The sequence below is a fragment of the Limnohabitans sp. TEGF003 genome (genome assembly GCF_055395455.1).
This window is the reverse complement of the sequence record NZ_AP029225.1, coordinates 3,368,910-3,391,639: the sequence shown is the minus strand read 5'-3', so window position 1 is coordinate 3,391,639 and position 22,730 is coordinate 3,368,910. Positions and strand designations below refer to the sequence as shown.

The window sequence follows — 22,730 nt, the reverse complement described above, 5'->3', positions numbered from 1 at the left end:
ACAATGAACCAGAGCAGTCCAGATGTCCAGCAATTTCATTCTTGAAACCCGAGAGCTTGTCAAAGAGTTCAAGGGCTTCGTTGCCGTCAACGGCGTGAGCCTGAATGTGCAGCGTGGTCACATCCACGCGCTGATCGGCCCCAACGGCGCAGGCAAGACCACCGTCTTCAACCTGCTGACCAAGTTCCTGATTCCGACCCGTGGACAGATCCTGTTCAACGGGCACGACATCACGCCTGAAAAACCCTCCCAGGTGGCGCGGCGCGGCATCGTGCGGTCTTTCCAGATTTCGGCGACTTTTCCCAACCTCACGGTGATGGAAAACGTTCGTATTGGTTTGCAACGCGCCACCGGGACTTCGCTGCATTTCTGGCGCTCCGAGCGCAGCCTGAGCCAGCTCAATGACAAAGCCATGGCTTTGCTGGACGAGGTGGACCTGGGCAGCATGGCCGACCTCACAGCGGTGGAGCTGCCCTATGGCCGCAAGCGCGCTTTGGAAATTGCCACCACCTTGGCCATGGAGCCCGAGTTGATGCTGCTGGACGAGCCCACCCAGGGCATGGGCCACGAAGACGTGGACCGCGTGACGCAGCTGATCAAGAAGGTGGGCGCCAACCGCACCATCTTGATGGTGGAACACAACATGAGTGTGGTGTCCAAAATTGCAGACACCATCAGTGTCTTGCAACGTGGACAAGTGATCGCAGAAGGACCTTACGCCGTGGTTTCGCAAAATCCCCAAGTGCTGGAAGCCTATATGGGCACCACCGACAACCAGCTGGAGGGGGCCCATGGCTGAATCCAAAGAATTCCTGCGCATCAGCAACCTGCAAGCCTGGTACGGCGAGTCGCACATCCTGCACGGGGTGGACCTCACGGTCAACGAAGGCGAAGTGGTGACGCTGCTGGGGCGCAATGGCGCGGGCCGCACCACCACCGTCAAGTCCATTCTGGGTCTGGTGGGACGCCGCACCGGCTCCATCACCATCAAGGGCCAGGAAACAGTGAACTGGGCACCGCACCAGATCGCCAAACTGGGTCTGGGTTATTGCCCTGAAGAGCGGGGTATTTTTTCGGCCCTGACTTGCGAAGAAAACCTCCTGCTCCCCCCCGTGATTGCCCCCAACGGCATGTCGGTCGATGAGATTTACGAGATGTTCCCCAACCTGAAGGAACGCCGTAACAGCCCAGGCACCCGCCTGTCGGGCGGTGAGCAGCAGATGCTGGCTGTGGGTCGCATTCTGCGCACCGGTGCTCGCTTTTTGTTGCTGGACGAGATTTCCGAAGGCCTGGCGCCCGTCATCGTGCAGGCCCTGGCCCGCATGATCACGGCCCTCAAGGCCAAGGGCTTCACCATCATCATGGTGGAGCAGAACTTCCGGTTTGCCGCGCCCTTGGCCGACCGGTTTTACGTGATGGAACATGGTCAGATGGTGGAGAGCTTTACCTCACAGGAGCTGTCCTCCAAGATGGGCATGTTGAACGAGTACCTGGGCGTCTGATTTTTTTCTAACTGGAGACAACACGATGAAACGCAAACTTCTTTCCCTCGCCGCCATGGCTGCCTGCGCTTTTGCGGGCGGTGCACAAGCCCAGATCTCTGACGGCATCGTCAAGATCGGCGTGCTCAACGACATGTCGGGTCTGTACTCCGACATCACCGGCCCCGGCTCGGTGAGCGCCGCCAAAATGGCGGTGGAGGACTACATCAAGGCCTCCGGCAGCAAGCTCAAGGTCGAGGTGGTCGGTGCCGACCACCAGAACAAGCCCGATGTGGGCTCCAACATTGCCCGCCAGTGGTACGACACCGACAAGGTGGACATGATCGCCGACGTGCCCACCTCCTCGGTCGGTCTGGCGATTGCCAAGATTTCTGCGGACAAGGGCAAATTGCACGTCAACTCCGGTTCGGCCACTGCCGACCTGAGCGGCAAGGCCTGCAACGCCAACACCATCCATTGGGCCTATGACACCTGGATGCTGGCCAACGGCACCGGCAAAGCGATTGTCAAAAGCGGTGGTGACACCTGGTTCTTCCTGACCGCCGACTACGCCTTCGGCCACGCCCTGGAGCGCGACACCGAAGCTGTGGTGGTCAAGAGCGGCGGTAAGGTCGTGGGCAAGGTCCGCACACCTTTCCCATCGCAGGACTTCTCTTCGTTCCTGCTGCAGGCTCAAGCCTCCAAGGCCAAGATCATCGGTTTGGCCAACGCCGGTGGCGACACCACCAACTCGATCAAGCAAGCGGCTGAGTTCGGCATCACCAAAGGCGGCCAGAACCTGGCAGGTCTGCTGGTCTTCCTGCCCGACGTTCACTCGCTGGGCCTGAACACCGCACAGGGCCTGATGCTGACCGAAACCTTCTACTGGGACCTGAACGACCAGACACGTGCCTTCACCAAGCGCTTTGCTGCAGCCAACGGCGGCAAATACCCCTCCATGGTGCAAGCCGGTGTGTACTCCAGCGTGATCCACTACCTCAAGGCCGTGGATGCAGCCAAGACCGACGACGGCACCAAAGTGGCCGCCAAGATGAAAGAGCTGCCCACAGATGACCCCTTGTTCGGCAAAGGCAGCGTGCGCCCCGATGGCCGCAAGTTGCACCCCGCCTACCTGTTCCAGGTCAAGAAGCCTTCCGAGTCCAAGGGCCCTTACGACTACTACAAGCTGGTCGCCACGATCCCTGCCAACGAGGCCTTCCGCCCCTTGGCCGAGAGCGAGTGCCCTCTGGTCAAGAAGTAATCCCTCCCCTTAGTTCAAGCAAGTCGAAACATCACAATGGAAATCTTTGGCATACCCTCGCAAGCCCTGTTCGGGCAATTGCTGATCGGGCTGATCAACGGCTCTTTTTACGCACTGCTCTCACTGGGTCTGGCCGTGATTTTCGGCTTGCTGAACATCATCAACTTCACCCACGGAGCCCAGTACATGCTGGGCGCCTTCGTGGCCTACCTCTCGCTCACCAAACTGGGCATCAATTACTGGGTTTCGCTCATCGTCACGCCGATTCTGGTGGGCGCAACCGGCATGGTCATTGAACGCACCATGCTCAAACGGCTGTACAAGCTCGACCATTTGTATGGCCTGCTGCTGACCTTTGGTCTGGCGCTGATCATTCAGGGTTTGTTCCGACACGAATTCGGCTCATCGGGCATGCCTTATCCGGTGCCCGAGGTGTTCAAGGGCGCCTACAACACCGGCTTCATGTTCCTGCCCAAGTACCGCGCCTGGGTCATCGTGGCTTCGCTGGTGGTGTGTTTGTCCACCTGGTACGTGATCGAGCGCACCAAGCTGGGCGCCTACCTGCGCGCGGCCACCGAAAACCCCAGCCTGGTGCAGGCGTTCGGCATCAACGTGCCGCGCATGATCACCCTGACTTATGGCTTCGGCGTGGCATTGGCCGCCTTTGCTGGCGTCATGGCCGCACCCGTCTACCAGGTCAACCCGACCATGGGCGCTGACATCATCATCGTGGTGTTTGCGGTGGTGGTGATTGGCGGCATGGGCTCCATCATGGGGGCCATCCTGACCGGTTTCGGTCTGGGCCTGATCGAAGGCCTGACCAAGGTCTTCTACCCCGAAGCTTCCAGCACGGTGATTTTCATCATCATGACCATTGTTCTCCTGATCAAGCCTGCCGGGTTGTTCGGCACCCAGAAGTAAGACCATGACCACTGTCTCGACGCCCTCCTTCAAGACCCAGTCTTTCACGCACCAGTGGGTGGCCTTCGCCATCATGGTGGCGGTTCTGGTCATCGCGCCCATTTGGGTCTACCCGATCTTCCTGATGAAGGTCATGTGCTTTGCCTTGTTCGCCTGCGCCTTCAACCTGCTCATCGGCTTTGGCGGCCTGCTGTCGTTCGGCCATGCCATGTTTTTGGGCACCGCCGGTTATGCCGCCGCGCATGCGGCCAAGGTCTGGGGCTGGAACCCCGAGCTGGCCGTGTTGTTTGCCACAGGCTGCTCGGCCTTGCTGGCCCTCGTCACAGGCTCATTGGCCATCCGCAGGCAAGGCATTTACTTTGCGATGATCACCTTGGCGTTCTCGCAAATGGTGTTCTTCTTCTACCTGCAAACGCCTTTCACCGGTGGTGAAGACGGTATCCAGAGCGTGCCTCGCGGCAAACTGTTTGGCGTGTTTGACCTCGAACAAAACACGAACATGTACCTGTTTGTGCTGACCATCTTCTTGGCGGGTTTTGCCTTCATCTGGCGCATCGTGCACTCGCCTTTTGGTCAGATCCTCAAAGCCATCCGCGAAAACCAGGATCGCGCCATCTCGCTGGGCTATGACACCGACCTCTACAAGCTGATCGCCTTTGTCATCTCTGGCGCATTGGCCGGCACGGCGGGTGCCACCAAATCGCTGGTGTTCCAGTTGGCCTCTTTGACAGATGTGCACTGGTCCATGTCGGGCGAAGTGGTGCTGATGACGCTGGTGGGTGGCTTGGGCACCTTGTTCGGCCCGGTGGTCGGCGCGGCTGTGATCGTGAGCATGCAAAACTACCTGGCCCAGCTGGGTGCCTGGGTCACCATCATCCAGGGTGTGATCTTCGTGATCTGCGTGCTGGCCTTCCGCCGCGGCATCGTGGGCGAGATCGCCAACTGGCTCAAGAAACCACTTTGAGTTCGGTCCTCGCCTGACAGTGAGGCCCCCAAGAAAAAACCGCCCTGACAGGCGGTTTTTTCTTGTCCGGAATCAGCGCTTCAACGCATGAAGTTCTTCACGTAATCTGCACCCAGCCCAACGGCTTCGAAGTGGGCACGGTATTTTTCGATGCGGGTGAACACATCGTCATACCCGGTGGCGTTGCCCTGCGTGTCGACATACATCAACGCGCCATGCACGGTGAACAAGGTCACCATGTCCTGACAGTCGTCGGGCACCACCAGGGTGTGCGTTTCGCCCGGCGGTTCGAACACATAGCTGCCCTCTTCGGCCACCCAGTCGTGCTCCAGATACAGCCATTTGCCGCGCAGCACATGCGCATGCACCATGCCCGAATGCCGGTGACGCTGCAGCAGACCCGAGCGCTTGACTTTGAGCAGGTGCACATAAAAGCCGCCGCTCACATTCAGGTGCAGGGGGCGAGACCAGATGCCCGGGGCGACAGGCGCCCACAGGCGTTCGTCTTCGGTCTGCACGTTGTGCACCACCATGTCGGGCGCCATGCCCCAGGGCTGGGGTTTCGCATAGGGAACGCGGTCATCGGCGGCCGCTGGCGGGGTGTGGTTCGAGCTCATGGGTGGACCGGGGCAAGTGGAAAACACCCAGCTTAGAGCGGTCCAGGCGCCTTGTCAGCGCCGTGCGCGACAGCCCGCTGGCCTCAATGTCCCTCGAAAGACACCAGCGTGAACAGCTTCAAACCCGCGGCCCGAATCCGGTCAGACCCACCCAGCTCGGGCAAGTCGACAATGGCCGCACCCTCGATCACGGTGGCGCCGAGTTTTTCGAGCAGCTTCTTGCCCGCCATCATGGTGCCGCCCGTGGCGATCAGGTCGTCGATCAGCAGCACACGCTGGCCAGGTTGGACGGCATCGGTGTGCAGCTCTACCGTGGCGCTGCCGTATTCCAGCTCATAGGTTTCTTCCACCGTGGTGAAGGGCAGCTTGCCTTTTTTGCGGATGGGCACAAAACCCAGCCCCAGCTCATAGGCCACCACCGAGCCCAGAATGAAACCCCGCGCATCCAGCCCTGCCACCACGTCAGGGCGCAAGGCCGGGTGCATGTAACGGTGCACAAAGGCATCGATCAGCACGCGGAACACGCGCGGATCTTGCAGCAGCGGTGTGATGTCGCGAAATTGCACGCCCGGCGCAGGCCAGTCGGGCACGGTACGGATGTGGCTTTTTAAATAGTCGTTGACGTTCAGTTCGTCCATCGGTTCAACCTCGCAAGAGTTTTTCTTCGGCGATTGCCAAGGTTTCGGATTTACCCGACAGCACCAGCGTATCGCCAGAGAACAACTCGGTGTCATCGCTGACTTTTTCTGACTGGCCATTGGCGCGGCGCAGGTTCACCACACGCACACCCATGGCGTGAAAAGCCAGGTCTTTGATCTGCTTGCCCAACCAGGGCGAAGCCAATGGCAAGCCCACCGTGGTCAGGCGCTCGTGGTCAATTTCGTCCAGCGTGTCATCGTCCGCGCCATGGAAGTAACCGCGCAACAGGTTGTAGCGGGCATCACGCTGGTCTTGCACGATGCGAATGACGCGGCGCATGGGAACACCCACCAACGCCAGCGCATGGCTGGCCAGCATGAGCGAGCCCTCCAGCGCTTCGGGCACCACTTCAGTCGCCCCCGCCAGCTGCAGTTTTTCCAAATCCAGGTCGTCTTGCGTGCGCACAATCACCGGCACTTGCGGTGCATGGCTGTGGGTGTGGTCCAGCACCTTCATGGCCGCGGGCACATCCAGGTAGGTGATCACCACCGCACTGGCGCGGGCCAGGCCTGCGGCCATCAGCGATTGCAGACGTCCGGCATCGCCAAACACGACCGAATCTCCGGCCGCGGCCGCCTGGCGCACCCGGTCGGGGTCCAAGTCGAGCGCCATGTAGGGTATGTTTTCCTTTTCGAGCATGCGGGCCAGGTTTTGGCCGCATCGCCCGTAGCCACAAATGATGACGTGCTTGCTGGTGTTGATCGACTTGCGGGCGATGGTGGTCATCTGCAAGGACTGTTGCAACCACTCGCTGGCCACCACCTTGAGCACGATGCGGTCGCTGTGCATGATGATGAAGGGGGTGGCCATCATGGACAGCACCATGCTGGCCAAAACAGGGTTGAGCAAAGCGGGCGGGATGATGTTGCTTTGCGCCCCCAGTGTCAGCAGCACAAAACCGAACTCACCCGCCTGCGCCAGGTACAAGCCGGTGCGCAGGGCCACCCCATTGGGCGCGCCGGTCAGCTTGGCCAACGCCGTCACCAACACCAGCTTGAACAACACAGGCAAGGTGGTGAGCAGCAAGACCAGTGGCCAGCGTTCCACCACAATGAACCAGTCCAGCATCATGCCGATGGTGATGAAAAACAGGCCCAGCAGCACATCATGGAAGGGCCGGATGTCCAGCTCCACCTGATGCTTGTATTCGGTCTCGGAAATCAGCATGCCTGCGATGAACGCACCCAGCGCCAGGCTCAGGCCCGCCATCTCGGTGATCCAGGCCAGCCCCAGGGTGACCAGCAGGAGGTTGAGCACAAACAGCTCTTCGCTTTTGCGCCGCGCCACCAGCGTGAGCCACCAGCGCATGACACGCTGCCCACCGGTCATGAGCAAGGTGATCAAGACCGTGGCCTTAGCCGCCGCCAACAACAGGGCCGAGAACATTTCTTCGGCCGGTGCGCCCAAAGCCGGAATCATCACGATCAGAGGCACCACCGCCAAATCCTGAAACAGCAGCACACCCACCACACGCTTGCCGTGCTCGGACTCCAGCTCCAGCCGGTCGGCCACCAGCTTGATCACGATGGCCGTGCTGCTCATGGCCATGGCGCTCGACAGCGCCAGCGCGGTTTGCCACTCCATCTTCCAAAGCGTGGGGGCCATGGTGGCGACAAACAAGGAAAACACCGTCACGATCACCAGCGTCAGCAACACCTGCAACAGGCCCAGGCCAAACACGTGCTTGCGCATGGAACGCAACTTGGGCAGGTTGAACTCCAGCCCGATCACAAACATCAGGAACACCACGCCGAACTCAGCGAGGTGTTTCACGCCCTCGGAGTTTTGCGCCAGCGCCAATGCGTTGGGGCCTATGACCACGCCCACCGCCAGATAACCGAGCATCGGCGGCAGCTTGAGCATGCGGCAGCCCACCACGCCCAACACCGCGGCCAGCAAATACAACAGGGTCAACTCCAAAGCGCTCATGCTTCAATGGTAACAAGCGCATGTGACCCTCTCGGCGATCCGGGCCATCCGTTCACCACCCGATGTGGGCTTGAGCACTGCTGTTTCGTGACACGGCCCGCCGACCGATAAAATGCCCACCATGCTCGCCCACTCTGCCCACACCCTGCAACTCGCCCGCGAGACGCTCGACATCGAGGCCACAGCCTTGTTGCAACTCAAAGCCCGCCTGGACGAGCGCTTTGTCCAGGCCGTGAACATGGTGCTGGGCGTGCAAGGGCGCGTGGTGGTCACCGGCATGGGCAAAAGCGGGCACATCGGTCGCAAGATTGCCGCCACCCTGGCATCGACCGGCACCCCGGCGATGTTTGTCCACCCCGGCGAAGCCAGCCATGGTGACCTGGGCATGATCCAGGGCATCGACGTGGTCCTGGCCATCTCCAACAGTGGTGAAAGCGATGAACTGGTGGCCATCTTGCCGGTCCTCAAACGCCAGGGCGTGCCCCTGATCGCACTGACCGGCGGCCTGCAGTCCTCGCTGGCCCGCCATGCCGACGTGGTGCTCGACTGCTCGGTCGACAAAGAAGCTTGCCCCCTGAACCTGGCACCCACAGCCAGCACCACCACCCAACTCGCCATGGGCGATGCCTTGGCCGTGGCCCTGCTCGATGCCCGGGGCTTCAAGCCCGAAGACTTTGCCCGCTCGCATCCCGGCGGTTCACTGGGCCGCAGACTGCTGACCCATGTGGACGATGTGATGCGCAAGGGCAGCGATGTGCCGCAGGTCGGACCGGATGCCGAATTCACCGCCCTCATGCGCGAGATGAGCAGCAAGGGCCTGGGCGCGACCGCCGTGACCGACGCCGAAGGCCGCGTGCTGGGGGTGTTCACCGATGGTGACTTGCGCCGCCTGATCGAAAAAGGCGCGGACCTGCGCAGCCTGCGGGCACGCGATGTGATGCACGCCAACCCCCGCACCATCCGGGTTGACGCGTTGGCCGTCGAAGCGGCCGAGATGATGGAGCAATGGCGCATCACCAGCATCCTCGTCGTCGACGAAGCCGGGCACCTGTGTGGCGCCCTGAACACCAACGACCTGATGCGGGCCAAGGTGATCTGACGTGCAAGCCGTCCAAACGCTCACACCGGCTCTGCATTACCCGCCCGAATTGCTGTTGCAAGCGCAAGGCATTCGCGTGGCCTTTTTCGACGTCGACGGCGTGCTGACCGACGGCGGGCTGTATTTTTCGGAAAGCGGCGAAGCCCTCAAGCGCTTCAACACGCTGGACGGGCAAGGTCTGAAATTGCTGCAACAAGCAGACATCACGCCCGTGGTCATCACCGGGCGCGACTCGCCCGCGCTGCGCCTGCGCCTGAAGGCGCTGGGCATCGTGCATGCGCGTTTTGGCACCGAAGACAAACGCCCGGCTGCCGAAGATTTTCTGCACACCCTGGGTTTGAGCTGGGCGCAAGCGGCCGCCATGGGCGACGACTGGCCCGATTTGCCGGTGATGCAGCGCGTGGCCTTTGCCTGCGCCCCTGCCAACGGGCACGCCCAAGCCAAGGCGGTGGCACACCACATCACGGCTGAGCGAGGTGGCGAAGGCGCGGCCCGTGCGTTTTGTGACCTGTTGCTGGTGGCTGGCGGCCATTACGCACGCTTGCTGGCCCAGGTTGGTACCCACGCACACGCAGGCCCCTCGGCATGAACGGGTTGCGCCGCCTGCTCGACAAGTTGAGCATTTACCTGCCCTTGATCGTGATGGCCTTGCTGGCACTGGCCAGCTGGTGGCTGGTCCGAAGCGTGCCGGTACTGCTCACGCCCGAGGCCAACAAGCCTGTGCGCCAGGACCCCGACTACCGCCTGGCCGATTTCTCGGTCAAATCCTTCAATGCCAGCGGGCGCATGACCCGTGAGGTCATTGGCGACAAGGCCCAGCACTATCCGGCCACCGAGGCCTTGCACATTGACCGGGTTCGCATTTATGCCGAAAGCGACAGCGGTGCCAAGATGAACGCCCGCGCCGAGCAGGGCATCGCCACCGACGATGGCAAGCAAGTCACCCTGATCGGCAACGCCTACGCCATCAAACACCCGCAAGAAACCCGCCCTCAAATTGAACTGCAGGGAGAGCGCCTGGTTGCCCTGCCCGACGAAGACCGCGTGGTGTCTGCCGACCCGGTGCAAATCACCCGTGACCGCGATGTCTTCACGGGCAACACCATGGACTTCAACAGCAACACGGGCGAGCACGTGTTGCAAGGGCGGGTGCGCGGCACCTTGGCGCCCAAGCCACGCAAAACACCGTAACGGACGCCAGAGGCCAAGGGGCGGCGAACCCCACAAACGACAAAGCCCTGCAATGCAGGGCTCTGTGAAGATTCAAGGGCCTGTCAGCTGACAGGCCAGTGCGTGAATCAATAACCGCCGCCGTAGCCGCCGCCACCGCCTTCACGGCGACCGCCACCACCGCGTGGGCCGGCACCGTAGGGGCTGCGGAAACCACCGCCGCCGCCTTCGCCACCACCGTAACCGCCGCCGCCTTCGCGACGACCGCCGCCGTAGCCGCCGCCACCGCCTTCACGGCCGCCACCAAAACCGCCGCCGCCTTCGCGACCGCCGCCGTAGCCGCCACCACCTTCACGGCGACCACCGCCGTAACCGCCACCACCACCGAAGCCACCGCCGCCAGTGCGGGGAGGACGGGCTTCCATGGGACGGGCTTCGTTCACCACCACGTTGCGGCCGCCCAGGGGCTGACCGTTCATGCCGTTGATCGCTGCTTGTGCTTCGTCATCGCTGCCCATTTCCACAAAGCCGAAGCCTTTGGAGCGGCCAGTGTCACGTTCCATCATGACTTTGGCGCTGGTCACAGCACCGAATTCACCGAAGGCTTGTTCCAGATCGCCGTCGCGAACCGAGTAAGGCAGGTTGCCGACGTAAAGTTTGTTGCCCATGAAAGGGACTCCTCAAAACACAGAGATAAAAGCGATGGAGCTCCGAAAACGCATTCAACAAACCTGAAAACATCGGAAGGAAAGCGAAACTGATCTGGTCACCGCAAACATGACTTCGCTGCTTCTGACAGTGAAGTCCGGCAATTATGAGTGATAAAACAAAAAAAAACGCAAGGGGTAATCCCCCGAAGCCGCGCAGAATGTGGTCTGCCGCACCAATCTGTTGTTTTACCAACTCACTTCACGGTCCGGTGTGGCGCTGATTTTGTGGACACTCAAATCAGCACCGTCGTACTCTTCTTCCGGGCTGAGTTTCAGGCCCAACGTCCATTTCAGGACACCATAGACCAGCACCCCGCCCAGCAAAGCCCAAGCCACGCCCAGCGCAGTACCGATCCATTGCGCCATGAGGTTGACGCCGCCCAATCCACCCAGACCGGTGGCACCAAAAATGCCAGCAGCAATCCCGCCCCAGGCACCGCAAATGCCATGCAAGGGCCAGACGCCCAGCACATCGTCGATCTTCCATTTGTTCTGGGTCAGGGTGAACATCACCACAAACAGGGCACCCGCCACCGCGCCAGTGACCAAAGCACCAAACGGGTGCATCAGGTCAGAGCCCGCACACACCGCCACCAAACCCGCCAAAGGGCCGTTGTGCACAAAGCCGGGGTCGTTCTTGCCCAGCAACAAAGCCGCCAAAGTGCCGCCCACCATCGCCATCAGGGAGTTGACCGCCACCAGACCCGAAATCTTGTCCAAGGTCTGGGCACTCATCACATTGAAGCCGAACCAGCCAACGATCAGAATCCACGAGCCCAAAGCCAGAAACGGGATGCTCGACGGCGGGTGAGCCGAGACCTGACCGTCCTTGCGGTAGCGGTTGTAGCGGGCACCGAGCAAGACCACCGCGGGCAAAGCGATCCAGCCGCCCATGGCGTGGACCACCACCGAGCCCGCAAAGTCATGGAACTCATCGCCCGTCAGCGCCTTGATCCAGGCCTGCACGCCAAAGTGCTGGTTCCAGGCGATGCCCTCGAAAAAGGGGTAAACAAAGCCCACGATCACGGCGGTCGCGATCAGCTGGGGCCAGAACTTGGCCCGCTCGGCAATCCCGCCCGAAATGATGGCGGGAATGGCGGCAGCGAAGGTCAGCAGAAAGAAGAACTTGACCAGGTCATAACCGTTCTTGGCGGCCAGCTGCTCGGCTCCGACAAAAAAGGTGGTGCCGTAGGCCACGCTGTAACCCACCACAAAATAAACCACCGTGGAGACCGAAAAATCCACCAGGATCTTCACCAGCGCATTGACCTGGTTCTTTTTGCGGACGGTGCCCAGCTCCAAAAAGGCAAAACCGGCGTGCATGGCCAGCACCATGATGCCGCCCAACAAAATAAATAGCGCATCCGCGCCCTGTTTCAGTGCTTCCATGACCGTCTCTTGAGGATTTTTGAATTGATTTGGTGCATAAAGGGCTCAAAAACCCTCGGCGCACCAAACAAAAGCAAGAAATAGGCCCAAATTGATGCGCATCAAACCAGCACCTTCAGGTCACTCACGTAAGATTCTTCTTTTTTGAATTCCGCGCGGCACATTCACATGGAAGCATTCCTCGTCTCCACCGGCATCGTGGCCCTGGCTGAAATGGGCGACAAAACCCAACTGTTGTCGCTGGTGCTGGCCGCCCGTTTTCGCAAACCTTGGCCCATCGTGCTGGGCATTCTGGTGGCCACGCTGGCCAACCATGGCCTGGCCGGGGCCGTGGGCAGCTGGGTCACCACCATGATGGGCCCCGATGTGCTGCGCTGGGTGCTGGGCGCGTCCTTCATCGCCATGGCGGTGTGGATGCTGATCCCCGACAAGCTGGACGACGAAGAGGGCGACAGCGCCCCGCGCATGGGGGTGTTCGTGACCACGGTGGTGGCGTTCTTTCTGGCCGAGATGGGCGACAAGACGCAGATCGCCACCGTCATGCTGGCCGCCCAATACAACGCCTGGTTCGCCGTGGTGGCCGGCACCACGCTGGGCATGATGCTGGCCAACGCCCCGGTGGTGTGGCTGGGCGACGCCATCACCAAACGCGTGCCGCTGCGCCTGGTGCACCTGATCTCGGCGGGCATTTTTGCCGTGTTGGGCGTGATTGCTTTATCGGGCTGGGGCGCCTGAGCGCAGGTTTCTGCCGGCGCAGGCCTCAAGCCGAAGGCTGGCGCTTGTAAATGACGTGGTAAACCCCAGCCACCAGCACCGCGCCGCCCAGAAGATTGCCCAGAATCACCGGCAGCCAATTGCCCAGCATGCCGCCCCAGGTGACGGCGGGGTAGCCCGTCAGGCCGCTTTGCTGCAACAGCATGGCCAGCGGCATCAGGTACATGTTGGCGATGCTGTGTTCAAAGCCCGCCGCCACAAAGGCCATCACCGGCAGCGCCACGGCCACCGCTTTGTCGGTCACGCTGCGCCCGGCCATGGCCATCCACACGGCCATGCACACCAGCACATTGCACAGCACCCCGCGCAGCAAGGCCGTGACAAAGGGCAACTCCTGCTTGGCCACAGCGATCTGCACCACCTTCTGGCCAATCGCGCCGCCGTTCAGGCTGGCGTGGCCGCTGGCGAACACCAGCAGCGCCAGACCGGCCGCGCCGACAAAATTGGCCAGGCACACAATGACCCAGTTGCGCAGCACCTGTGCCGTGCTGACCCGGCCATCGGCCCAGGCCATGACGATCAGGTTGTTGCCGGTGAACAGCTCGGCCCCGGCCACCACCACCATCAGCAAACCCATGGCAAACACCAGTCCGCCCAGCACGGCACTGGTGGCAAAACCCAGCGTCGGGTCGGACTTGACCAGCACAAACAGCATGGCCCCCAGCCCGATGAAGGCGCCAGCCAGCACCCCGAGCAAAGCCAGCGGGAGCACCGCCATGCGGGCCTTGGCTTCGCCCACCGACTCGATGCGGCGGGCGATTTCGACGGGACTGTAGGCGTCCGAGCCATAAAGTTCTGACATGTGTGCTCCTGATGCATGCTTCTGACGGGGGCTTGATCTTCGCCCTTATACTTGCTTCATACGCCGATTTGAACCCGATTGCGGGCGCCGGAACCCCTGGTTTCGAAATTCAGCTAAATGGCGTGTGTTTCAACCCACTGAAGCCCGGCCCAGCTGACTGCGAAGCCGGGTTTTGTTTTTTGTACACCTGAACACATTCGATGCTGATCGCCGAATCCCAAAGCATGCTGTTTGAAGCCCCTTTGCCTTTGCAAAGCGGTGCGTCCATCCGTGGCTATTCGCTGAGCTACGAAACCTACGGCACGCTCAACGCCGACAAGTCCAACGCGGTGCTGATCTGCCACGCGCTCAACGCCTCGCACCATGTGGCGGGCGTGTACGCCGACCAACCCCACAATGTGGGCTGGTGGGACAACATGATCGGCCCCGGCAAGTCCCTGGACACCGACCGCTTTTTTGTGATCGGCGTGAACAACCTGGGTTCGTGCTTTGGCTCCACCGGCCCCATGCACATCAACCCCGACACCGGGCGCGTGTATGGCGCGGATTTCCCGGTGGTCACCGTCGAAGACTGGGTCAACGCCCAGGCCCGTTTGCTCGACGCCTTGGGCATTGAACAACTGGCCGCCGTGATGGGCGGCAGTCTGGGCGGCATGCAGGCGCTGAGCTGGACGCTGCAATACCCCGAGCGCATGAAGCACGCGGTGGTGGTGGCCAGCGCCCCCAACCTGAACGCCGAAAACATCGCATTCAACGAGGTGGCCCGCCGCGCCATCGTGACCGACCCGGATTTTCATGCCGGGCACTTTTACGAACACGGCGTGGTGCCCAAGCGCGGTCTGCGCATCGCCCGCATGATCGGCCACATCACGTACCTGAGCGACGACGTGATGAACGAAAAGTTTGGCCGCGAGCTGCGTGCGGCGGTGACGCACAACGCCACCGGCTACAAATACTCCACACAGGAAGTGGAGTTCCAAATCGAAAGCTACCTGCGCTACCAGGGCGACAAATTCAGCGAGTACTTTGACGCCAACACCTATTTGCTGATCACCCGGGCGCTCGATTACTTTGACCCGGCCCGCGCCTTTGGCGGCGATTTGTCGCAGGCTTTTGCCCGTGCCCGCTGCAAATTTTTGCTGGTCAGCTTTACCACCGACTGGCGCTTCTCGCCCGCCCGCAGCCGCGAGATGGTCAAGGCCCTGCTCGACAACCGCCGCGACGTGAGCTATGCCGAAATCGACGCACCCCACGGACACGACGCCTTTTTGCTCGACGATGCGCGTTACCTGAATGTGGTGCGCTCTTACTTTGACAACATGGCGAAGACTTTGAACGAAGGAGGTGCAGCATGAGCGACCCCCTGATCATGCAAGCCATTGCGCGGCTGGTACCGCACGGCGCCCGCGTGCTCGATTTGGGCTGCGGCGATGGCGCTTTGCTGGCCCACCTGCAACAACACAATGCTTGCACCGGCTACGGCGTGGAGCTGGACGACGCCAATGTGCACGCCTGCGTACAGCGCGGCGTGAACGTGATCCAGCTCAACCTGGACGAAGGCCTGAGCCTGTTTGCCGACCAATCGTTTGACGTGGTGCTGCAAATCGACACCCTGCAACACCTGCGCAACGCCGAAACCATGTTGCGCGAAACGGTGCGTGTGGGCCGCGTGGGCATCGTGGCCTTCCCCAACTTTGCGCACTGGTTCAACCGCCTGAGCGTGCTGCAAGGCCGCATGCCGGTGACCAAACGCCTGCCTTACCAGTGGTACGACACGCCCAACATCCGCGTGGGCACCTTTGCCGACTTTGGCGATCTGGCCCGTAAAAACCACCTGCAGGTGGTGGATGCCTTCGGTCTGCAACAGGGACAGGAAGTGCGTGTGTTGCCCAACCTGATGGCCGGCACAGCGGTGTACAAACTGCAGCGCAGCTGAGATGACCAGCACACCAGCCAACCAGGGCCCGCGCGCTCACGGCCCCTGGCTGATCGCCAATGTGCTGGCCCAAATCGCCTTTGGCCTGCTGGCCATGACGCTGTGCCTGCCCTCCATGCAGGAGTGGGGCACCCTCTTCAACACCCGCCAGGCCGATGTGCAACTGACCTTCAGTGGCTATGTGGTCGCCTACGGCGTGTTGCAGCTGGTGTACGGCCCGCTGTCTGACCGGCATGGGCGCAAACCCATCTTGATGCTGGGCCTGGTGGTGGCGGGGCTGGCCTCGGTCATGGCCGCACTGGCCACCGACATCGCCACGCTCACCGCTGCCCGTGTGCTGCAAGGCGCAGGCAGCGCGGCCAGCATGGTGGTCAGCCGCTCCATGGTGCAAGACCTGTTCACCGGGCCACAGCGCACCCGCGTCATGGCCTACATCGGCATGGCGCTGGGCATGTGCCCGCCGCTGGCCACGCTGATCGGCGGGCAGATCCATGTGCGCTACGGCTGGCAGACCAACTTCGTGCTGCTGGCGGTGCTGGCGGCGGTGCTGCTGGTGGCCGCGTGGCTGGGTTTGCCGCGTGTGGCCAAACCTGCGCCTGCACCGGGCCACTGGCTGCGGTCCATGCTCAGCGCTTACGCCCGTTTGCTGCGCGAGCCGCGTTTTTTGCTCTATGTCGCCATCCTTGCCGCGACCACCGCCACGTTTTATGCCTTCCTCGCCGGGGCTCCGATCGTGCTCAAGGGTTACGGCATCGGCCCCGACGGCATTGGCTGGTTCATCATGGCCGTACCCGTGTCCTACATTTTGGGCAATTTCATGACGTCGCGGCTGATTGCGCAGGCGGGCGAATCGCGTGTGATGGCCTGGGGCCAGGCCCTCACATTGGGTGGCTTGGTCGTGATGCTGGCATTGGGGCTGTTTGGCGTGCAGACGGCTTTGGCTGTGGCCTTGCCGCTGCTCTTGCTGGGCTTTGGCCATGGCCTGCTCAACCCGCCTGCGCTGGCGGGCACCGTGGGCGTGCTGCCCGCGCTGGCCGGATCGGCCGCGGCGGTGGCTGGCCTGATGCAGCAGCTCACCGGGGCCACCGGGGGTTATCTGGTGGGGCTGGTGCCGCACGAAGGCGCGGTCAACCTGGGCTGGATGATGCTGGCCTTTGCCCTGACCGGCGCGACGGCGCAGTTTTTTCTGCGCAGGCATTGAGCCACTGCAAGGCCTGAAGCTCGGCAGACCTGCCGCAACGGGCGTTTTGGGTGTAGGCTGAAAGCCATGGACACGCCATCCCCCTCCGCTTTGCCACCTGGCCCCGCCGACCGGGCCTCGCCTTTGTCCTTGCGCCGTGTGGCCATCGACACTTACCGTGAAAACGTGGCCTACCTCAACCGCAACTGCGCGGTGTACCGGGCCGAGGGTTTTCAGGCCCTGTCGAAAATCGAAGTGCGCGCCAACGGCCGGCATGTTTTGGCCACCCTCAATGTGGTCGACGACGACAGCATCGTGGCCTGCACCGAAATCGGCCTGTCCGAAGACGCTTTTCGCCACCTGGGTGTGCCCGATGGACACACCGCCTCGGTCTCGCAGGCCGAGCCCCCGGCGTCGATGGAGGCGCTGTTTCGCAAGATCGATGGCGAACGCCTGGACCAGGACGACTTCCACGCCATCGTCCGGGACATTGCGGGACACCACTATTCCAAGATCGAACTCACCGCCTTTGTGGTCGCCACCAACCGGGGCGAGATGGACCGCGAAGAGGTCTACTTCCTGACCGAAGCCATGGTGGCAGCAGGTCGGCGTCTGGACTGGCGCGAGCCGCTGGTGGTCGACAAACACTGCATCGGCGGCATCCCCGGCAACCGCACCTCGATGCTGGTCATGCCCATCCTGGCGGCCTACGGCATCCTGTGCCCCAAGACCTCGTCTCGCGCCATCACTTCGCCCGCAGGCACGGCCGACACCATGGAAGTTCTGGCCGATGTGGAGCTGCCTTTTGAAAAGCTGGCCGAGATCGTGCGCACGCACCGGGGCTGTCTGGCCTGGGGCAGCACGGCCGATCTGTCGCCTGCCGACGATGTGCTGATCGCGGTCGAGCGGCCGCTGTCGCTGGACTCGCCCGCGCAAATGGTGGCCTCCATCCTGTCCAAAAAAATCGCGGCGGGTTCCACCCACCTGGTGCTCGACATCCCGATCGGCCCCACCGCCAAGGTGCGTTCCATGCCCGAGGCGCAGCGCCTGCGCAGGCTGTTTGAATACGTGGCCTCGCGCATGCACCTGTCGCTCGAAGTGGTCATCACCGACGGCCGCCAACCCGTGGGCCAGGGTGTCGGGCCGATGCTCGAAGCGCGCGACGTGATGCGCGTGCTCGAAAACGACCCGCGTGCGCCCAACGACCTGCGGCAAAAATCGCTGCGGCTGGCCGGTCGCCTGATCGAAGCCAGCCCCGATGTGCGCGGCGGCGACGGCTTTGCCATCGCACGCGACATCCTCGACTCCGGCCGGGCGCTCAGCCGCATGCAAGCCATCATCAACGCGCAAGGCGCACGCCCGTTTGACCACAACCACCCGCCGCTGGGCGGGCTCACGCTGGAGGTGTGCGCCCCGGCCGATGGCGTGGTGACTGGCATCGACAACCTACAGATCGCCCGCGTGGCCCGCATGGCCGGTGCCCCCAAAGTGCAAAGCGCCGGGGTGGATCTGCTGCACAAACTGGGCGATAGCGTCACGCAAGGTACGCCGCTGTACCGGGTGCACGCCGCCTACCCGAGCGACCTGGAATTTGCCACGCAGCTGTGCCGCAAAGCCAGCGGCTACACGCTGGGCCAGGCCGATGAAGTGCCGCATGTGTTTGTCGAGTTTTGAAGAAGGACGGCAAATGCCTGAACGCGGTGCATTGCTCTACTTTGAAGACGAAACCCCCGCCGCCCTGCGCCTGGCCGATGCTGCGGGTCTGGTGCCGCACCGGGTAGAGCGTCACCGCTTTCCCGATGGCGAAACCCAGCTCACGCTGCCTGCGCACTTACCCCCGCGTGTGGTGCTGCTGCGCTGCCTGCACCAGCCAAACGACAAACTGACCGAACTGCTGCTGGCCGCACCCACCGCCCGCCAACTGGGTGCCAAGCACCTCAGCCTGGTCGCGCCCTACCTGGCCTACATGCGGCAAGACATGGCATTCGCCCCCGGCCAGGCCATCAGCCAGCGCATCGTGGGTGCCTGGCTGGCCACGCTGTTCGACGCGGTCATCACGGTGGACCCACACCTGCACCGGGTGGCCACCCTGGCCGAAGCGGTGCCCGCCCGCCAGGCCATCACGTTCAGCGCGGCACCGCTGCTGGGCGACTGGATTGCGCAGCACCGACCCGGCGCGTTCTTGCTGGGGCCCGACAGCGAATCAGCGCAATGGGTCACCCAAGCCGCCGCTGCCCACGGCCTGCAACATGCGGTGTGCAGCAAAGTGCGCCACGGCGACCACGCCGTGAGCATCGCGCTGCCCGCGTGCGACCTGCGCGGCCAAGCCGTGGTGCTGCTGGACGACGTGGCCAGCAGCGGCCACACCCTGGCCAACGCCGCTGCCTTGGCATTGGCCGCAGGCGCCGCCAGCGTAGACGTGGCCGTGACCCACGCCCTGCTGGCAGGCGATGCCCTGCAACGCATCCATCAGGCAGGTGTGGGCGAATTCTGGAGCACGGACAGCGTGGCGCATCCGAGCAATGTGGTGGGGTTGGCGGGGTTGCTGGCGAGGGCGATCAAGGAAGATGTTGTCGCGTATTGAGCTGAGCGTTTGATTGGGCTGTTGTCGACAGCCCTTAGGTCGGTGGCAACAGAGCCGACATGCGATTTGAACCGAAGCCCACCATGTCGGACCTGAAGGTACCGATCTACAACTTCATCGTCATGTCTACGGGCGTGGGGTCAGCCGTCTCAAGCAGCCAATAACTCTTCGCGCAACAAGTAGGGTTTCACCAAGACGTCTGCGGGCAAATCAAGCTGAGCGACCAAGCGGCGGATCATTTCGAGCGTCAATGGGCGCGTTCTGTTCAAAATATCAGCCACACGGCCACGGGGGCCAATCATGGGTTCAAGATCTTTGCGGGTCAGCCCACGGCTCTCCATGACGTGCTCAATCAGCTCAATCGGGTCTGGGTCAGCGATCGGAAAGTGCGTTTTCTCGTAATGTTCCACCAGCAGAGTGAGCACATCCAAACGCTCGGCTTCGGCAGACTTGGCTGGAGCATCCCAAAGTTGCTCGATGGCTTCCAGGGCTGCCTTGTATTCTTTTTTGTTGTGAATGGTGCGGATTTCCACAGGGTTCTCCTTCAAACAGTCAACACATCGATCTTGTCGTATTGCGCATGCGTACCCACAAACTTCACAAACAACAAGCCTTTGTCATAGCGAACCAGCACCACCAACCGGTAGTCATTGCCCTTGATGTTGAACACCACCCGATTGTTGGCTGTAAAGCTGGCATTTCTGTAGGCATTTTTGATGTCAGATGGCGACCTCCATTGCGCCCTGCTGGCCAACGCGTACCAAGCCGTTAACGGTGTTTGTGCATCAGGATGCTTTGTCCAAAAGGCACGAAGTGTAGATATCGCAACGATTCGCATGACCCATTATGATACCAAATTGGTATCAACACAACAATCAAAAATGACTGCTTGAGCCAATGACCCAGCACAGCCAGAGGCGTCGAGTCCCAAACGACTGGAAGGATCAACAGCGACCAGTTGCATGATTGCACTCGTTTGCCGGGCAAGCTCGTATCCGTGATCATCGCGCTGATGATGGAGAACTCAAATGCACTGTGGGGCGACGCTGTCTACCCCGTCATCAATCAGAAAACCTCAATCTGAACAAATCAGCCCGCGCAAAAATTTCGCTCAAGCCCCCGCCCGTGCCTTGTCCAGCGCCTCCCGCAACACCCCCAAATCCCCAATGTGATTGGCCAGCAGCAAGATCAGGCGGGCGTTGAGCGCTTCGCTTTGTTCGTCCGTCAGGCCGTTGTGGGCTTCGATCAGGTGTTCATAGAACTCGTCGCCGGGTGAGAAGTCGCGGAAGAAACGGCGGCCCGCTTCGTGGAAGTTGGGGTCTGTTTTCAGGGCGGTGTGCATGTCGGTTTTCATGTCAGTCCTTGGTGCGGTTCAGGCCTGGCCGATGTGGCTTCCGAGGGCGCGGGCCAGTGCGGCCTGCACGGCGTGGGTGTCCAGCGTGCGCCAGCGGGCGACCACATGCTGATCCGGGCGCAGCAGGTAGGTGGTCCCGGGCCGTGCGTCGTAGCGTTTGGCCACCAGACCTTGGGTGTCGACGATCACATTGACGCCGGGGATGTGCAGGGGGCTGGATGCGACGATGAGGGGGGTCACTTGGACGGGCTCGTTCGCTTGCAGGGGCAAGCTCCCACGGGATGGTGAAACGGCATTCGCGCGCAGGGGCGCGCTCCCACAGGATGCGATTTGCGCCAGCACTTCGGGCGAGGGCACGGCGTCGGCAAACAACAAGACCTGAAAGCCCTTGCCCACTTGGTCGAGCAGCCAGGCGTCTTGCCCGTTCACTTGCACGGGTGCATCGTCCATCGGTGCGCCGGGCACCATCTGGCCTTCAAACACGTCTGTGTCGGGCGTGTTGAGGACCGACTCGGTCAGGAAAGACGGCATGGACAATCGGCCCGAGTTCACCAGCTTGCGCGCAAACGCGTAGTGCTTGGCCAGTGCCAGCACCTGGTTGCGGAAGGTTTTGCTGGTGCGGCTCTTGGGCGTGATGAAGTCGGTCGAGCGGGTCGAGTTCATGATGTTCTCGTCGGCGGCAAACTGGCGATCGTGCGCGTAGGTGTCGAGCAGTTTCTCGCTGGCTTGGCCTTTGATGACCAAGCCCAGTTTCCACATCAGATCGTCTGCGTCCTGAAAGCCCGAGTTGGCGCCACGTGCGCCAAAGGGCGAGACCTGGTGTGCCGCATCGCCCACAAACAGCACGCGGCCGTGGCGAAAATCGGTCATGCGGCGGCACTGGAAGGTGTAGATGCTCACCCACTCCAGCTCAAACGGCCGGTCGTCGCCCAGCATGGCCTGCAGGCGCGGGATGACTTTTTCGGGCTTCTTTTCTTCTTCGGGGTCGGCGTCCCAACCGAGCTGGAAGTCGATGCGCCAGACGTTGTTGCTCTGCTTGTGCAGCAACACGCTCTGGTTGGGGTGAAACGGCGGGTCGAACCAGAACCAACGCTCGGCCGGGTAGTCGGCTTTCATGATCACGTCGGCGATCAAAAAGCGGTCCTGGAACACACGGCCTTCGATGTCCAGCCCCAGGTGGCGGCGAATGGGGCTTCGTGCGCCGTCGGCCACCACCAGCCAGTCGGCTTCGATGTCGAAGGTGCCGTCAGGCGTTTCCACCGTGAGGGTGGCGTGATCGTCGTGGCGGGTGACTGCGGTGACCTTGTGCTGCCAACGGATGTCCGCGCCCAGCTCCAAGGCGCGGGCGATCAGCATTTCCTCGACGTGGTACTGCTGCAGGTTGATCATGCCCGGGCGCTTGTGGCCCGCGTCGGGCACCAGGTTGAACTGGTAGACCTCGTCCTCTTCCAAAAAAGTGCGACCGATGTTCCAGCTCACGCCCATGTTGCAGGCCTGCTCGGCAACGCCCAAGCGGTCGAGGATTTCGAGCGAGCGTTTGGCGTAGCAGACGGCGCGCGACCCCACCGAGACGGTTTTGTCGTCGTCCAGCACCAACACATCCAAACCCTGCAATCGGGCATCGATGGCGGCGGCCAGGCCCACTGGCCCTGCGCCAATGACGATCAGCGGTTTGCGCTGCGGCGGTGTGGACATCAAATCGGCAGGCGACTTGTAGGGATAGATCGGGTTGATGTAAGCGCCCATGCGTGGTCTCCGGCCATGAGGTAAACACCTTTCGGTGCGACAAACGGTAATTTACTATAGATAAATTAATTTACCTATCCGTAATTTTAAACTTGCAGGAATTTTTGTTTTTCA

The 22,730-nt window shown here is 61.8% G+C and carries 24 protein-coding genes; 14 read left to right on the top strand and 10 right to left on the bottom strand.

The features are described 5' to 3' along the window. The first annotated feature begins 22 nt into the window (after window positions 1-22). The 5 genes from ACZ5RT_RS16115 to ACZ5RT_RS16095 are packed head-to-tail and all read left to right on the top strand — an operon-like array spanning window position 23 to window position 4,627. Complete coding sequence (locus ACZ5RT_RS16115) at window positions 23-799, top strand: ABC transporter ATP-binding protein (RefSeq protein WP_108427217.1); 777 nt, start codon at window positions 23-25, stop codon at window positions 797-799. Continuing rightward, complete coding sequence (locus ACZ5RT_RS16110; RefSeq protein WP_291933726.1) at window positions 792-1,502, top strand: ABC transporter ATP-binding protein; 711 nt, start codon at window positions 792-794, stop codon at window positions 1,500-1,502. Before ACZ5RT_RS16115 ends, ACZ5RT_RS16110 begins: the two co-directional genes overlap by 8 nt. A gap of 25 nt (window positions 1,503-1,527) precedes the next feature. Further along, window positions 1,528-2,742 (top strand): ABC transporter substrate-binding protein, encoded by a 1,215-nt coding sequence (locus ACZ5RT_RS16105; RefSeq protein ID WP_464453130.1) that lies wholly within the window; start codon window positions 1,528-1,530, stop codon window positions 2,740-2,742. A gap of 36 nt (window positions 2,743-2,778) precedes the next feature. Then, window positions 2,779-3,663 carry a branched-chain amino acid ABC transporter permease gene (locus ACZ5RT_RS16100; RefSeq protein WP_291933732.1) on the top strand — a complete coding sequence of 295 codons (885 nt, stop codon included), beginning with the start codon at window positions 2,779-2,781 and terminating at the stop codon, window positions 3,661-3,663. 4 nt (window positions 3,664-3,667) lie between these two features. Beyond that, window positions 3,668-4,627, top strand: a complete 960-nt coding sequence (locus ACZ5RT_RS16095) for a branched-chain amino acid ABC transporter permease (protein ID WP_416560035.1) — start codon at window positions 3,668-3,670, stop codon at window positions 4,625-4,627. Window positions 4,628-4,707: 80 nt separating this feature from the next. Here ACZ5RT_RS16095 and ACZ5RT_RS16090 read toward each other — a convergent pair whose 3' ends face one another. The 3 genes from ACZ5RT_RS16090 to ACZ5RT_RS16080 all read right to left on the bottom strand — a co-directional run bounded on the left by ACZ5RT_RS16090 (window position 4,708) and on the right by ACZ5RT_RS16080 (window position 7,872). After that, window positions 4,708-5,244, bottom strand: a complete 537-nt coding sequence (locus ACZ5RT_RS16090) for a 2,4'-dihydroxyacetophenone dioxygenase family protein (RefSeq protein ID WP_108427212.1) — start codon at window positions 5,242-5,244, stop codon at window positions 4,708-4,710. An 83-nt stretch (window positions 5,245-5,327) separates the two neighbouring features. Continuing rightward, window positions 5,328-5,882, bottom strand: a complete 555-nt coding sequence (locus ACZ5RT_RS16085; RefSeq protein ID WP_464453129.1) for an adenine phosphoribosyltransferase — start codon at window positions 5,880-5,882, stop codon at window positions 5,328-5,330. A 4-nt stretch (window positions 5,883-5,886) separates the two neighbouring features. After that, on the bottom strand, window positions 5,887-7,872 hold the full coding sequence (locus tag ACZ5RT_RS16080) for a cation:proton antiporter domain-containing protein (protein WP_464453128.1): 1,986 nt from the start codon (window positions 7,870-7,872) through the stop codon (window positions 5,887-5,889). Window positions 7,873-7,993: 121 nt separating this feature from the next. Here ACZ5RT_RS16080 and ACZ5RT_RS16075 point away from each other — a divergent pair, with 121 nt between their 5' ends. From ACZ5RT_RS16075 to lptC, 3 genes are read left to right on the top strand one after another with little or no spacing between them, the layout of a single operon-like run. Then, window positions 7,994-8,971 carry a KpsF/GutQ family sugar-phosphate isomerase gene (locus ACZ5RT_RS16075; RefSeq protein WP_199220078.1) on the top strand — a complete coding sequence of 326 codons (978 nt, stop codon included), beginning with the start codon at window positions 7,994-7,996 and terminating at the stop codon, window positions 8,969-8,971. A 1-nt stretch (window position 8,972) separates the two neighbouring features. Beyond that, the gene (locus ACZ5RT_RS16070; RefSeq protein ID WP_291924562.1) at window positions 8,973-9,560 is read left to right on the top strand and encodes a KdsC family phosphatase; all 588 of its coding nucleotides are present in this window, start codon (window positions 8,973-8,975) and stop codon (window positions 9,558-9,560) included. Beyond that, complete coding sequence (gene lptC / locus ACZ5RT_RS16065; RefSeq protein WP_108427207.1) at window positions 9,557-10,162, top strand: LPS export ABC transporter periplasmic protein LptC; 606 nt, start codon at window positions 9,557-9,559, stop codon at window positions 10,160-10,162. Before ACZ5RT_RS16070 ends, lptC begins: the two co-directional genes overlap by 4 nt. 107 nt (window positions 10,163-10,269) lie before the next feature. On the opposite strand, the gene ACZ5RT_RS16060 is transcribed toward lptC, so the two are convergent. Together ACZ5RT_RS16060 and ACZ5RT_RS16055 are read right to left on the bottom strand one after the other, a co-directional pair. Then, window positions 10,270-10,809, bottom strand: a complete 540-nt coding sequence (locus tag ACZ5RT_RS16060; protein WP_464453127.1) for an RNA recognition motif domain-containing protein — start codon at window positions 10,807-10,809, stop codon at window positions 10,270-10,272. Between the two features lie 228 nt (window positions 10,810-11,037). Further along, window positions 11,038-12,240, bottom strand: a complete 1,203-nt coding sequence (locus tag ACZ5RT_RS16055) for an ammonium transporter (protein WP_108427205.1) — start codon at window positions 12,238-12,240, stop codon at window positions 11,038-11,040. A gap of 168 nt (window positions 12,241-12,408) precedes the next feature. Between ACZ5RT_RS16055 and ACZ5RT_RS16050 the strand changes: the two genes are divergently transcribed. After that, window positions 12,409-12,975, top strand: coding sequence for a TMEM165/GDT1 family protein (locus ACZ5RT_RS16050; protein WP_108427204.1), 567 nt, complete (start codon window positions 12,409-12,411; stop codon window positions 12,973-12,975). Window positions 12,976-13,000: 25 nt separating this feature from the next. On the opposite strand, the gene ACZ5RT_RS16045 is transcribed toward ACZ5RT_RS16050, so the two are convergent. After that, entirely contained in the window at window positions 13,001-13,816 is an 816-nt protein-coding gene (locus tag ACZ5RT_RS16045) for a formate/nitrite transporter family protein (RefSeq protein WP_464453126.1), read from the bottom strand. 200 nt (window positions 13,817-14,016) lie between these two features. Between ACZ5RT_RS16045 and metX the strand changes: the two genes are divergently transcribed. The 5 genes from metX to ACZ5RT_RS16020 all read left to right on the top strand — a co-directional run bounded on the left by metX (window position 14,017) and on the right by ACZ5RT_RS16020 (window position 19,516). After that, window positions 14,017-15,171 carry a homoserine O-succinyltransferase MetX gene (metX, locus tag ACZ5RT_RS16040; protein ID WP_464453125.1) on the top strand — a complete coding sequence of 385 codons (1,155 nt, stop codon included), beginning with the start codon at window positions 14,017-14,019 and terminating at the stop codon, window positions 15,169-15,171. Further along, entirely contained in the window at window positions 15,168-15,752 is a 585-nt protein-coding gene (metW, locus tag ACZ5RT_RS16035) for a methionine biosynthesis protein MetW (RefSeq protein WP_464453124.1), read from the top strand. Before metX ends, metW begins: the two co-directional genes overlap by 4 nt. A gap of 1 nt (window position 15,753) precedes the next feature. Continuing rightward, window positions 15,754-16,953 carry a Bcr/CflA family efflux MFS transporter gene (locus ACZ5RT_RS16030; protein WP_464453123.1) on the top strand — a complete coding sequence of 400 codons (1,200 nt, stop codon included), beginning with the start codon at window positions 15,754-15,756 and terminating at the stop codon, window positions 16,951-16,953. A gap of 66 nt (window positions 16,954-17,019) precedes the next feature. Further along, window positions 17,020-18,606, top strand: a complete 1,587-nt coding sequence (locus ACZ5RT_RS16025) for a thymidine phosphorylase family protein (RefSeq protein WP_291924577.1) — start codon at window positions 17,020-17,022, stop codon at window positions 18,604-18,606. Window positions 18,607-18,619: 13 nt separating this feature from the next. Further along, the gene (locus ACZ5RT_RS16020) at window positions 18,620-19,516 is read left to right on the top strand and encodes a ribose-phosphate diphosphokinase (protein WP_464453122.1); all 897 of its coding nucleotides are present in this window, start codon (window positions 18,620-18,622) and stop codon (window positions 19,514-19,516) included. 149 nt (window positions 19,517-19,665) lie between these two features. Here the strand turns inward: ACZ5RT_RS16020 and ACZ5RT_RS16015 are convergent, their stop codons facing one another. The 4 genes from ACZ5RT_RS16015 to ACZ5RT_RS16000 form a co-directional block, all read right to left on the bottom strand. Continuing rightward, window positions 19,666-20,049 carry a helix-turn-helix domain-containing protein gene (locus tag ACZ5RT_RS16015; RefSeq protein ID WP_108427197.1) on the bottom strand — a complete coding sequence of 128 codons (384 nt, stop codon included), beginning with the start codon at window positions 20,047-20,049 and terminating at the stop codon, window positions 19,666-19,668. An 11-nt stretch (window positions 20,050-20,060) separates the two neighbouring features. After that, window positions 20,061-20,354: a type II toxin-antitoxin system HigB family toxin gene (locus tag ACZ5RT_RS16010; protein ID WP_108427196.1), complete on the bottom strand. Its 294-nt coding sequence runs from the start codon at window positions 20,352-20,354 to the stop codon at window positions 20,061-20,063. A 273-nt stretch (window positions 20,355-20,627) separates the two neighbouring features. Continuing rightward, entirely contained in the window at window positions 20,628-20,870 is a 243-nt protein-coding gene (locus ACZ5RT_RS16005) for a DUF2783 domain-containing protein (protein WP_464453121.1), read from the bottom strand. Window positions 20,871-20,888: 18 nt separating this feature from the next. Continuing rightward, window positions 20,889-22,616, bottom strand: a complete 1,728-nt coding sequence (locus ACZ5RT_RS16000; protein WP_464453120.1) for an FAD-dependent oxidoreductase — start codon at window positions 22,614-22,616, stop codon at window positions 20,889-20,891. Window positions 22,617-22,730 lie beyond the last annotated feature (114 nt).

What these genes read in the sequence shown, in the direction of transcription:
- ACZ5RT_RS16115 (WP_108427217.1), top strand. Translation starts at nt 23, where the DNA reads ATGTCCAGCAATTTCATTCTTGAAACCCGAGAGCTTGTCAAAGAGTTC.
- ACZ5RT_RS16110 (WP_291933726.1), top strand. Translation starts at nt 792, where the DNA reads ATGGCTGAATCCAAAGAATTCCTGCGCATCAGCAACCTGCAAGCCTGG.
- ACZ5RT_RS16105 (WP_464453130.1), top strand. Translation starts at nt 1,528, where the DNA reads ATGAAACGCAAACTTCTTTCCCTCGCCGCCATGGCTGCCTGCGCTTTT.
- ACZ5RT_RS16100 (WP_291933732.1), top strand. Translation starts at nt 2,779, where the DNA reads ATGGAAATCTTTGGCATACCCTCGCAAGCCCTGTTCGGGCAATTGCTG.
- ACZ5RT_RS16095 (WP_416560035.1), top strand. Translation starts at nt 3,668, where the DNA reads ATGACCACTGTCTCGACGCCCTCCTTCAAGACCCAGTCTTTCACGCAC.
- ACZ5RT_RS16090 (WP_108427212.1), bottom strand. Translation starts at nt 5,244, where the DNA reads ATGAGCTCGAACCACACCCCGCCAGCGGCCGCCGATGACCGCGTTCCC.
- ACZ5RT_RS16085 (WP_464453129.1), bottom strand. Translation starts at nt 5,882, where the DNA reads ATGGACGAACTGAACGTCAACGACTATTTAAAAAGCCACATCCGTACC.
- ACZ5RT_RS16080 (WP_464453128.1), bottom strand. Translation starts at nt 7,872, where the DNA reads ATGAGCGCTTTGGAGTTGACCCTGTTGTATTTGCTGGCCGCGGTGTTG.
- ACZ5RT_RS16075 (WP_199220078.1), top strand. Translation starts at nt 7,994, where the DNA reads ATGCTCGCCCACTCTGCCCACACCCTGCAACTCGCCCGCGAGACGCTC.
- lptC (WP_108427207.1), top strand. Translation starts at nt 9,557, where the DNA reads ATGAACGGGTTGCGCCGCCTGCTCGACAAGTTGAGCATTTACCTGCCC.
- ACZ5RT_RS16060 (WP_464453127.1), bottom strand. Translation starts at nt 10,809, where the DNA reads ATGGGCAACAAACTTTACGTCGGCAACCTGCCTTACTCGGTTCGCGAC.
- ACZ5RT_RS16055 (WP_108427205.1), bottom strand. Translation starts at nt 12,240, where the DNA reads ATGGAAGCACTGAAACAGGGCGCGGATGCGCTATTTATTTTGTTGGGC.
- ACZ5RT_RS16050 (WP_108427204.1), top strand. Translation starts at nt 12,409, where the DNA reads ATGGAAGCATTCCTCGTCTCCACCGGCATCGTGGCCCTGGCTGAAATG.
- ACZ5RT_RS16045 (WP_464453126.1), bottom strand. Translation starts at nt 13,816, where the DNA reads ATGTCAGAACTTTATGGCTCGGACGCCTACAGTCCCGTCGAAATCGCC.
- metX (WP_464453125.1), top strand. Translation starts at nt 14,017, where the DNA reads ATGCTGATCGCCGAATCCCAAAGCATGCTGTTTGAAGCCCCTTTGCCT.
- metW (WP_464453124.1), top strand. Translation starts at nt 15,168, where the DNA reads ATGAGCGACCCCCTGATCATGCAAGCCATTGCGCGGCTGGTACCGCAC.
- ACZ5RT_RS16030 (WP_464453123.1), top strand. Translation starts at nt 15,754, where the DNA reads ATGACCAGCACACCAGCCAACCAGGGCCCGCGCGCTCACGGCCCCTGG.
- ACZ5RT_RS16025 (WP_291924577.1), top strand. Translation starts at nt 17,020, where the DNA reads ATGGACACGCCATCCCCCTCCGCTTTGCCACCTGGCCCCGCCGACCGG.
- ACZ5RT_RS16020 (WP_464453122.1), top strand. Translation starts at nt 18,620, where the DNA reads ATGCCTGAACGCGGTGCATTGCTCTACTTTGAAGACGAAACCCCCGCC.
- ACZ5RT_RS16010 (WP_108427196.1), bottom strand. Translation starts at nt 20,354, where the DNA reads ATGCGAATCGTTGCGATATCTACACTTCGTGCCTTTTGGACAAAGCAT.
- ACZ5RT_RS16005 (WP_464453121.1), bottom strand. Translation starts at nt 20,870, where the DNA reads ATGAAAACCGACATGCACACCGCCCTGAAAACAGACCCCAACTTCCAC.
- ACZ5RT_RS16000 (WP_464453120.1), bottom strand. Translation starts at nt 22,616, where the DNA reads ATGGGCGCTTACATCAACCCGATCTATCCCTACAAGTCGCCTGCCGAT.